Below are 10,495 nucleotides of genomic sequence, written 5' to 3' on the forward strand. Positions count from 1 at the left end.
GCGGCGGGCTGGGGCGGGGGGGGGCGGGCGGTGGGGGGGGTCGGTGGGGGGGGGTGGGGGGGGGGGGGGGGGGGTGGGGGGGGGGGGGCGGTGGGGGGTTGTGGGGGGGGGTGGGGTGGGGGGTCAGAGGCGGGTGCCGCCGCTGGCGTCGAGGTATTGGCCGGTGATCCAGCGGGATGCGTCGGAGGCGAGGAAGGCGACGATGTCGGCGATGTCGTCGGGGTGGCCGATGCGGTTGAAGGCGGACCAGGCGGCGAGGTGGGCGGCGGCTTGTGGGTCGGCTCGTTTGTGGGCGTTCATGTCGGTTTCGACGAATCCGGGGGCGACGGCGTTGACGGTGATGCCTCGGGGTGCGAGTTCTTTGGCGAGGGCGAGGGTGAGGGTGTTGAGGGCGCCTTTGGTCATCGCGTAGACGAGGGATTCGGGGTAGGCGATGCGGGTGGCGGCGGAGGAGATGTTGATGATGCGGCCGCCGTCGCGCAGGGTGTTAAGGGCCCGTTGGATGAGGAAGAGCAGGGATCTGGTGTTCACGGTGAAGAGCCGGTCGAACAGGTCGGGGGTCACTTCGTGGATGCGGGCGGATCCGCTGACGGCTGCGTTGTTGACGAGGATGTCGAGGTGGCGGCTGGTGGTCCGCTGCGTGAGTTCGTCTTCGAGTTGGGTGTAGAGGGTGTGGATGTCGCCGGGTATGCCCAGTTCGGCGCGGATTAAAAAGGCCTGCCCGCCGTCCTGGTCGATCAGGTCGAGGGTTTCTTGTGCGGCGTGGTCGTTGGCGGCGTAGTGCAGGGCGACCAGGGCTCCCTCGGCGGCCAGTGTGCGTGCGATGGCCCTGCCGATCCCGCGGCTGGCCCCGGTGACCAGTGCTGTCTTGCCGGCCAGTGTTCCCATGCCGTGGTTCCCCCTGTGTCGTCGGTGCTGTGTCGTGGGTGAATCGGATGCGCGCTGTGGGGCTGCGGCTCTTCACGCGCGGGGCGTGCAAGGGGTCCCGCGGCCGGTGCCGGGCGGGTGGTCTGCCGGGCGGGTGGTCTGCCGGGCCTCTGGCAGGCCAGTGGTGGCCGGCGTGCCCGAAATTACACGTGCCCCCACGGTGGCCTGCGGGCCCTGGCGCGGGGCACGCACGCGGCGAACGCCCCGCCCGCCCCGCCTGCCGCCCGCCCTGCCTGCCTGCTGTCCGCGCGCTGTCCGGCGTTGCGCCCACCGGGCAGTGGCCGGGCCTTTCATCGGCGTCTGCGGCGGCACCTGCCGGGTCTGGTGACACCAACCCGCCGGGTCGTCCGTTCGGCGGGGGGCGGCGGTCATGCCGGGTTTGGGGGCCGGCGGTCCTGGTGGGGGAGGCGCGAAGGAGATGACGGGGGTGGTTCGGTGGCGGGCCCGCTGCCCGGGGGGTCAGGCGGCGGGCAGTGTGTTCTGCTGTGCGGTGATCAGTTCCTGGGCCTCCTCGTACACCGCCGCCCCCCTGGACGGGGACAGGCGCAGCGAGGCGATCACGGAGGGCTGCGCGAAACTGGGCAGCAGGTGGCGCATCAGCTCGACGACCCGGCCGGGGAGGTCTTCGTAGTCGCTGAAGGCCTGGGACATGGACTGGACGCCGGCGAAGGCGCCCACGACCACATCCGCGGTGTCGGCCGGGACGACCTGGGGCAGCAGCTCGCCCTGGGGCTGCGCTTTTTCCAGCAGTTCCTGGACCATCTCGCTCCAGCGCTGGAAGGGGCCCCTGCGGTCCAGGTCGGCGGCTTTCTGGTCCATGGCCAGGCGGACGCTGGCGCGCACCATGGGATCGGTCTGCAGCCGGTGGGCGTGCAGCATCACGACGTCCAGGACCTCTTGCACCTTGCAGGCGCGGGAGGGGGCGATGAACTGGCTGCCCTGCGCGTCGAGCACGCCGAGCGCCAGCTCCTCCTTGGACTTGAAGTGGAAGTAGAGGGCTCCCTTGGTCACGCCGGCGGCGGTGAGGATCTCGGAGATCGTCGCGGCCTGGTACCCGCGTTCCTCGAAGACCTTGGCTGCTGCCAGAAGGATTGTCCGACGGGTGCGGATGGCCCGGTCCTGCTTCGCCATTCCGTCCTCCATGTCTCTCGCGGCCGACGGGCTCCGGTTCTCCAAAAAAACCGCCCAGTTTGTATCTTACAGGAATGTGGCGCAGGGTGACCCGTCCGCCCGGCCCGGATCCCGGCAGAGGGGGTCCGGTCCCCTGCGGGAGCACCGGGAGCACCGGGAGCACCGGGAGCACCGGGAGCACCGAGAGAGCGGGAGAGCGGGAGAGCGGGAGCGGGAGCACCGGGAGGGCGGGAGTGCCGGGTCGGTCGGCTGCGGCGCCCGCACGGCCGGTGTCGGGCGCCGGACGTCGTCGCGGCGGCGGGTCCTTCAGCGGTGCCGGCGCGGCGGGGTGGCCCCTCCCGCCCTGCTCGGGCCCGCACCGCCCTGCCCCGGCCCGCGGTGCCGGCCGGGGCAGGGCGGTGCCGGGTGCGGGAAGGGGCCCCGTGTGCCGGTCGCCGGACGCCTGACGCCGGACGCCTGACGCCGGTTGCCGGGGGCTGGGAGTGCCCTCCCGGCAACCGGGGGCGGGGGGTGTGGGCCGGGCCGGTGGATGGGGGTGCGGGGTGGCCCGTGTGCGGTGTGTTGCCGGCGGGGGTGTGGTGTTCAGGTGGTGTGTGCTGCTGCCCTGACGTGGGAGCGGAATACCGCCTCGCCGTGCTGGTGGCCGGTCACCAGGACCGACTGTTCGCCGCTCTCGGTGTCGGCGGGGGCGGGGTGGGCCTCGATGAGGCAGGGTGCGTCCAGTTCGGCGTAGCGGTCGAAGCTGCTGTCCAGGGACAGGGGGAGGAAGGAGCCTTTCAGGGTCGCGGCGGTTGCCTGGCGGGCGGCCTCGATCAGCATCATGCCCGGTATGTGGTCGACGGGGTGGTCGAAGAGGACGGGGTGGCGGGTGTCGACCCTCAGCTGCCACCGGTTGGCCTGGCCGGCGGGGGAGAGCACGACGTCCCTGGGTGACATCCGTCCCACCGACTGCGGGGCCACGGGGGCGGTCAGGGGCAGCGGGGGGCGGCCGCTGTCCAGTGTCCGCCCCTGGCGCAGGCGCCGGTAGACGGCCGGGGTGGCGGAGGTGTAGGAGGCGCTTCCGGTGGCCACCTTTTTCCCGTCGCGGCGCAGCACCATGTGGTTGCGGCCCCCGGTCAGCTGGTTGCCGCGCCGTTTGAGGTCGCTGCAGGTGATGTCCAGCTGGACGGAGGCGGGCGCGGTGCCCACCAGCAGCTGCTCGGGGTGCACGCGGACGGTGAGGTCCCACATCAGGAAGTGGTGGCCCAGGGGGATGCCGAACTCCGTGTGGGCCAGCAGGGTGCTGGCCTGGCGGATCGTTTCCGCAGCGATGAGGGGGTCGTGGAAGCCGTCCACGGCGGTGAAGAAGCTGTGCCCGCGCGGCCACTGCGCGCTCACGGTGAAGCGGGTGTCGTCGGTGCGCTCCCAGTCGGTGAGCAGGACCTCGGCGACGCTGGCGCGGTGGACGAACTCCTTGGGGACGGTGGTGGTCAGGGACGGGTAGCGCACGACACCGGTCCCCGCCGCCGGTGCCGGCACGGGTGCGGGTGCGTGGTGCGCGATCACCGGCGCGCCTGGCGTCGGGCGTTCGGTGCGGAACGTGCTCGCAGACATGTCTTCCCCCTGGGTCGCGTGGTGTGAGGTGCGTGTGAAGTGCATGAGCGGGCCGTGTGCCTTGGACACGAGAAGATACATACCAACCGGTTTAATTTCTAGCGGTACGGGCGACTCCGGCGGCGGAAAATGGGGAGCTTTTCCCTCCGATTTGCGGGCCGGGTTTTGCCGGCGGTCGCGCCGGCCGCCTGACCTGGCGGGTGGGCGCGCACCAGCGGGGGTGCCGGCCGGGCGGGCGGGGGAGGTCTTTGCCCCCGCGCACGGCCGGCCCGGTGGGTGCTGTCCCCTGTCTCGAGCGCGGCCGCAGTGATTCTTGAGCGGGGTGGCCGACCGTGTTCCCCAGACAGGCAGAGGAGGGGGAGCGGCCGGATGAACAGCGAGGAAGCCCTGTTCCGGGTGGAACGCGGCCAGGTGGACGAGGCGGAGCTGGCCGCTTTGACCATGGTGCTGCTCGCGCTGCTGGCGGGCGGCCAGGAGGTGTCCGGGCCGGCGCCGGCGGCCGGCATGCGGTGGTGGCGCACGCCGGCCGCCTACGCGGCGCCCGACGGCTGGCGCTGAGCCCGGCGGTGATCTGCACGCCGCCTCCGAGCAGCCTCCACCGACAAATAGAAACCGCACGCGCGGTTTGTTATTATGCGGTCACGATCCGGGGCGGGGCCTTGCGGCCTGGTCCCAGGAAGGCACCTGACATGGCGATGACGACTGCCCCGGCACCGGTCGAACCGGGGCCCACCGATATCCGCGGGCGTGTGGCGGAACTGCACGGCATCCGTGAGCAGGCGCTGGCCGGCCCGGGTGAGCAGGCGACCGCGGCGCAGCATGCCAAGGGCAAGCTGACCGCGCGGGAGCGGATCGACCTGCTGCTGGATGAGGGTTCCTTCCGGGAGGTCGAGCAGTTGCGCCGGCACCGGGCGACCGGGTTCGGGCTGGAGCTGAAGAAGCCGTACACGGACGGTGTGATCACCGGCTGGGGGACGGTGGAGGGCCGTACGGTCTTCGTCTACGCCCATGACTTCCGTATCTTCGGCGGTGCGCTGGGCGAGGCCCACGCCACGAAGATCCACAAGATCATGGACATGGCGCTGGCCACCGGGGCGCCGCTGGTGTCGCTGAACGACGGTGCCGGCGCCCGGATCCAGGAGGGCGTCAGCGCGCTTGCCGGGTACGGCGGCATCTTCCAGCGCAACACCAGGGCGTCGGGGGTGATCCCGCAGATCTCGGTGATGCTGGGCCCGTGCGCGGGCGGCGCGGCCTACAGTCCGGCGCTGACCGACTTCGTGTTCATGGTCCGCGAGACCTCGCAGATGTTCATCACCGGCCCGGACGTGGTCAGGGCGGTCACCGGCGAGGAGATCACCCAGAACGGGCTGGGCGGTGCGGACGTGCACGCCGAGACGTCCGGTGTGGCGCACTTCGCCTACGACGACGAACAGACGTGCCTGGCGGAGGTGCGCTACCTGTTGTCGATGCTCCCGCAGAACAACCGTCAGGCCCCGCCCGTCGTGCCCGGCGGCGACCGGGCCGAGCGGCGTTCGGAGGTGCTGCTGGACCTGGTGCCGGCCGACGGCAACCGGCCCTACGACATGGCGAAGGTGATCGAGGAGATCGTCGACGACGGTGAGTACCTCGAGGTCCACGAGCGGTGGGCCCGCAACATCATCTGCGCGCTGGCCCGCCTGGACGGGCAGGTCGTCGGCATCGTCGCCAACCAGCCGCAGACGCTCGCCGGGGTGCTGGACATCGAGGCCTCGGAGAAGGCCGCGCGCTTCGTCCAGATGTGCGACGCGTTCAACATCCCGCTCCTGACCCTGCTGGACGTCCCCGGGTTTTTGCCGGGCGTGGGCCAGGAGCACGGCGGGATCATCCGGCACGGCGCGAAGCTGCTGTATGCCTACTGCAACGCGACCGTGCCGCGGATCTCGCTGATCCTGCGCAAGGCTTATGGCGGCGCGTACATCGTCATGGACTCGGCGTCCACCGGCGCCGACCTGACCTATGCCTGGCCGACCAACGAGATCGCGGTGATGGGCGCCGAGGGCGCGGCGGGTGTCATCTTCCGCCGCCAGATCGCCGAAGCGGAGGACCCCGAGGCCATGCGGCACAAGATGGTCAAGGAGTACAAGTCCGAGCTGATGCACCCTTACTACGCGGCCGAACGCGGCCTGGTCGACGACGTCATCGACCCGGCCGCCACCCGCGAGGTCCTCATCCGCTCCCTGGCCATGCTCCGCAGCAAGCACGCCGACCTGCCCTCCCGCAAGCACGGCAACCCCCCGCAGTAGCACGACGCCCGCGGGCGCGTCGGCGCCGGTGCGGCGGCGGCCTTCGGCGTCCGGCCCTCGGCAGGAGGCAGCACATGGTCCAGCAGGAGCGAGCGGCGCGCACCCGGCACGCGCTGGTGAAGGCCGCGGCCGCGGTGTTCGCCGAGGAGGGCTTCGTCACCGCCTCGCTGAGCACCATCAGCGGCCGGGCCGGGGTCAGCAACGGCGCGCTGCACTTCCACTTCGCCAACAAGAACAGGCTCGCCGAAGCGGTCCGGGCCGAGGCTTCCGAGGCCGTCTCGCGGATCACCGAGACGGCGCGGGCCCGCCACGGCGACACCCTGCAGACGGTGGTGGACGCCACGCACGCGCTGATGGACAGCCTCGCCCGCGACCTCGTGGTCCGCGGCGGCTTCGCACTCGCCGGCGACGCCGCCCGCCGGGGCGGGCCCTGCCCGCGCAGGCAGTGGCAGCGCTGGGTCAAGGACAGCCTCGTGCGGGCCGGGCGCAGCGGCGCCCTGGCGCCCGGGATCTCGGCCGCGGACGCCGCCCGCGTCGTCGTCGCCGCGACCACCGGCTTCGAGGTCCTCGGCGGCGAGGACGCCTCCTGGCTCACCCGCCGCAGCGTCACCCGCCTGTGGGAGGTCCTCCTGCCGCTGCTCGCCGGCCGGCAGGGGATGGACACGCTGGTGTGCGCGGGCTCGGACCTGCTCGGCGCCGTCCCCCCGCAGGAACGGCCGGCCCGGTCAAACCCCGAAAATTTGCATACCAAGCGGTCTGTTTAGTTCCGGATCCCGGTCGCACCGCCCCCGCTTTCCCTTGAGAAGCTCTGGAGGATGCCCCGCGAACGCCTGGAGTTCTGCCGGAGATCGGGCGTTCGGCCTGCTCGGGGGCGGCATGACCTCGGCTCGGAACAGAAGAATACAGGACGCGCGGTTTGGTATTGACATACCGGGCGTGCTGTTTTTAGTCTTGGCAGGGAGCCGGACCGGCCTCCGTTGGCGGCCACGGAACGACCGGAGCTCGTGCATAAGACAGGGGAGATCGCGTGGATATCAAAGTACTGGGCGCACTGGCCGTCACGGAGAACGGCGTCTCCATAGCGCCGACGGCTCCCAAGCCGCGCCAGGTTCTGGCTCTGCTGGCGCTGCACGCCGACCGGGTGGTGCCCGTCTCCGCCCTGATCGAGGAGCTGTGGGGCGTCACCCCGCCGCGCAGCGCCCGCACCACCCTGCAGACCTACGTCCTGCAGCTGCGCGAACTCATCGCCGTGGCCCTGGACGGCGAGCGCGGCGGCGCGCACGCACAAGGCGCGCGGCGCACCGCCAAGGAGGTGCTGGTGACGATGCCCGGCGGCTATCTGCTGGCCAGCGGCGGCGGGGCGAGCGACATCCGCCTGTTCGAGCGTCTCGCGGGCATGGGATACCGGGCCATGGACGCGGGGGACTTCCCCGGCGCCGCCCGCCAGCTGCGCGAAGCGCTCACCCTGTGGTCCGGCACCGCCTTCGCGGACGTACAGGTCGGGGAGCAGCTGGAGACGGAGATCAAGCGCCTTGAGGAGAGCCGGCTGTGCGCTCTCGACCAGCGCATCGAGGCCGATCTGCGGCTGGGACGCCACCGAGAACTGCTGGCCGAGCTGACGGTCTTGGTGAACCGTTACCGCACCCACGAGAGCCTGCACGGCCAGTTCATGCTCGCGCTGTACCGCTCGGGGCGGCGCGGAGAGGCCCTGGAGGCCTACCAGCGGCTGCGGGCCACCCTCGTACGCGACCTCGGTCTGGAGCCGTCCGCGGCGCTGCAGCGCCTGCAGCGGTCCGTCCTGACCGCCAGCCCCGAGCCGGCGGGCACGCCCGGCGCGGCCAAGGAGCGGCTCGTTTCGACGAGCTGAGCGACGGCGCCCCTCAAGGGCCCGTGCGTGGCGGGCGACCCCCGCCGGGCCGGCGCCGGGACAACGGCGGCACCGGCCCGCACGGCCGCCGAGCCGCCCGCCGCCGTGATCCGCCGGGGTGCGCCACCGCCGGTGGCGCACCCCGGCGGATCACGGCGGCGGGCGCGGCCCGTCCGGCCGCCTGCCGGGAGCATCCGGCCCGCACCGGCCGTGCGCCGGCCCTCGCACCACGGCCCGGACCGTCTGCGCCGTCATGGCCCCCACCGCGCACCAGGACACCGCAGCCCGGCCCGCCCGGCCCGCGTCCGGCCCGCCCGGCCCGCGTCCGGCCCGTCCGGGGGCGCCGCACCGCCGGCTGCGTCCCCTTCTGCCGAAGCGGCGGCGCAGCCGCGGCAGGCGTGCGCCGCCCTGCCCTGACATCCGCCGGGCGGCACCGAGCCGCCGGGCCGCCGGCCACCCGTGCGGGGCGTCCCCCGGGCCGCGCCCGAACCGCCGCCCGCTGCTTCCTGGGCGCGCGCAGCGGGTGACACCCGTTGGCGCCGGGCGTGCCCGCCGGCCCAGGCCGCGAGGTCCGCCCCCCCTTTTTTTCAGTTTCTCTGCAGCAAAACTCCATTCGAATGGGACCGGGAAGAGCATGACGTGATACGCCGGACGCCTCCGGCGCCGGTAAGCGTCCTCTATTCACCGGCGGACCCATTGTGCGGATCCAGGTGTTCCGCTGAAACAGCCTCGAGCCCCGGTCGAAGAAAGGAGGGTGCGGCGCGATATTGGCTAGTGTGCTGACGGTGACGGAATTCAGCCATGAGAGGAACTCGGCGAGCTACGGAGGAAAGCAGTGAAGATTCAGGTTCTGGGTCCGTTGAGTGCCGAGGTCAATGGGGGATCGATTGTCCCGACGGCCGGAAAGCCGCGGCAGATTCTTTCCCTGCTGGCCCTCTACCCCGGACGGGTGATGCCCGTTCCCCTGCTCATGGAGGAAATCTGGGGAACCGAGCCGCCGCAGAGCGCGCTCACCACGCTGCAGACCTACATCCTCCAGCTGCGCCGGCGCCTGGGCACCGCGATGGGGCCCGACGCCCCCGGCACGGCCAAGGAAGTGCTCGCCACCCGCCACGGCGGCTATCTGCTGCAGATACCGCCCGAGAGCGTCGACGTGCACGAGTACGAACGCATGGTCACCGAAGGCAGGTCGGCCTTCGAGGCCGGGGACGACGCGACCAGCGCCGCCCGTTTCCGTAAGGCGCTGGAGCTGTGGCGCGGCCCCGCGCTGGTCGACGTACGGGTCGGACCGATCCTCGCCATCGAGGTCATGCGCCTGGAGGAGAGCCGGCTCGGCACCGTCGAGCGGCGCATCGACGCCGACCTGCGGCTCGGCCGGCACGCCGAACTCATCGCGGAACTCGCCGAGCTGACGGCGCGCTACCCGCAGCACGAAGGGCTGCACTCGCAGGCCATGGTGGCCATGTACCGGTCGGGGCGGCAGGCATCGGCCCTCGCCGTCTACCGGCAACTGCGCAACCGGCTGATCGACGAGCTGGGCGTGGAGCCCTCCCCGCAGGTGCAGCGCCTCCACCAGGCCATGCTGGCCGTCGACCCGCAACTGGACGTCGTCGCCGGAGAGCGGCGCGGCTCGACCTTCGATCTTTACGCCGCCTGAGGCCGGCCGGAGCGGGGGCCTGCGCCGTACTCAGCGCCTGTGGGTGATCCGGATTCTGACAGCCCCGGTGGCCCGGGCCCGGTGGGATCCGCGAGGAGCCCGGGCACCCACCTCTGTGTTCCGAGCCGACGCGGCCCTTGAGCCGCTGGGACGGTGGGCCACTGGGGCGGTGGGCCGCCTGCACAGCGAGCAACGCGTGCGCGAGGCGGTGCACCGCGGGGGTTCGCACGGGATGCCACCGCACTCGTGGAGGCACCGGGCGGGACGGGACACCGCCCAAAGGCCGCGGTCTTTCGGTGCGAAGGAGAGCGGTCGATGACCGGCCGGTGCCGGGCCGTTCACGGCGTGGGCACGGAAGACACAAGGCCGGCTGCCGCAGACCTCCTGCCCTCGCGGCCATGAGGTGAGCCGAAAAAACGCGTGGACGCCCGCGACGCGGCGCCGGGCTGACGAGCCGTCTCAGGACGCTGCCGCGCGGGAGGTGTCAGAAGATCTCGGCGAGCACGGATCAGCTTTTTCGTGGAGGGAGCGGCAGGCCGCCGGGACGCAGCCCCGCCTCGCCGCGGGCGAGTGGGGTCAGCCGGGTGCCGTCCAGGAACCAGCGCAGGATCAACCCCGCCAGATGCCGCCGACCCCGCTGTTCATCCGGCAGGGCACCCGCACCCCGTCACACACCACAGGTGCCACGTCGCCGAGAAGACCCTGCGTGCCCCTGCCGAAGCGGACTACTTGACGGGCTCCGGCTCCGGCGTGCTCTCCGCCCCGGCCGGGCCCTTGGGGTCCTTGCGGTCCACCGGCGTCTTCACGGAGTCCAGCAGGAGCTGGGCGACGTCGACGACCTGGATGGACTCCTTCGCCTTGCCGCCCGCGGCCAAGCCGCTGCCGACTGCAGCCTTCTTGCCGTTCACGGAGTCGGTGAGCATGACGAGGCAGAACGGGCAGGCCGTCGAGATGATGTCGGGGTTGACGGACAGTGCCTCGTCGACGCGCTCGTTGTTGATGCGCTTGCCGATCCGCTCCTCCATCCACATCCGCGCG

At 72.1% G+C, this 10,495-nt stretch carries 9 protein-coding genes; 5 read left to right on the forward strand and 4 right to left on the reverse strand.

The annotated features are described in order from the left end of the window. Positions 1-123 precede the first annotated feature (123 nt). From KCH48_RS41555 to KCH48_RS41565, 3 genes are all read right to left on the reverse strand, one after another. Positions 124-888: an SDR family oxidoreductase gene (locus tag KCH48_RS41555; RefSeq protein ID WP_210582834.1), complete on the reverse strand. Its 765-nt coding sequence runs from the start codon at positions 886-888 to the stop codon at positions 124-126. Between the two features lie 498 nt (positions 889-1,386). Continuing rightward, the gene (locus tag KCH48_RS41560) at positions 1,387-2,058 is read right to left on the reverse strand and encodes a ScbR family autoregulator-binding transcription factor (protein WP_210582835.1); all 672 of its coding nucleotides are present in this window, start codon (positions 2,056-2,058) and stop codon (positions 1,387-1,389) included. Between the two features lie 582 nt (positions 2,059-2,640). Continuing rightward, on the reverse strand, positions 2,641-3,651 hold the full coding sequence (locus tag KCH48_RS41565; RefSeq protein WP_210582836.1) for a ScbA/BarX family gamma-butyrolactone biosynthesis protein: 1,011 nt from the start codon (positions 3,649-3,651) through the stop codon (positions 2,641-2,643). A 369-nt stretch (positions 3,652-4,020) separates the two neighbouring features. Here KCH48_RS41565 and KCH48_RS41570 point away from each other — a divergent pair, with 369 nt between their 5' ends. From KCH48_RS41570 to KCH48_RS41590, 5 genes are all read left to right on the forward strand, one after another. After that, positions 4,021-4,209 carry an acyl-CoA carboxylase subunit epsilon gene (locus tag KCH48_RS41570; protein ID WP_210582837.1) on the forward strand — a complete coding sequence of 63 codons (189 nt, stop codon included), beginning with the start codon at positions 4,021-4,023 and terminating at the stop codon, positions 4,207-4,209. A 137-nt stretch (positions 4,210-4,346) separates the two neighbouring features. Beyond that, positions 4,347-5,933 carry an acyl-CoA carboxylase subunit beta gene (locus KCH48_RS41575; RefSeq protein ID WP_210582841.1) on the forward strand — a complete coding sequence of 529 codons (1,587 nt, stop codon included), beginning with the start codon at positions 4,347-4,349 and terminating at the stop codon, positions 5,931-5,933. 74 nt (positions 5,934-6,007) lie between these two features. Next, positions 6,008-6,697, forward strand: coding sequence for a ScbR family autoregulator-binding transcription factor (locus tag KCH48_RS41580; RefSeq protein ID WP_210582838.1), 690 nt, complete (start codon positions 6,008-6,010; stop codon positions 6,695-6,697). A gap of 263 nt (positions 6,698-6,960) precedes the next feature. After that, positions 6,961-7,800 carry an AfsR/SARP family transcriptional regulator gene (locus tag KCH48_RS41585; RefSeq protein WP_210582839.1) on the forward strand — a complete coding sequence of 280 codons (840 nt, stop codon included), beginning with the start codon at positions 6,961-6,963 and terminating at the stop codon, positions 7,798-7,800. 835 nt (positions 7,801-8,635) lie between these two features. Further along, positions 8,636-9,457, forward strand: coding sequence for an AfsR/SARP family transcriptional regulator (locus KCH48_RS41590; RefSeq protein ID WP_210582840.1), 822 nt, complete (start codon positions 8,636-8,638; stop codon positions 9,455-9,457). 725 nt (positions 9,458-10,182) lie between these two features. On the opposite strand, the gene KCH48_RS41595 is transcribed toward KCH48_RS41590, so the two are convergent. Continuing rightward, a partial coding sequence (locus KCH48_RS41595) for a heterodisulfide reductase-related iron-sulfur binding cluster (RefSeq protein ID WP_246886753.1) occupies positions 10,183-10,495 on the reverse strand: 313 nt, incomplete at its 5' end.

The organism is Streptomyces sp. GESEQ-4 (assembly GCF_017948455.1).
Taxonomy (GTDB): domain Bacteria; phylum Actinomycetota; class Actinomycetes; order Streptomycetales; family Streptomycetaceae; genus Streptomyces.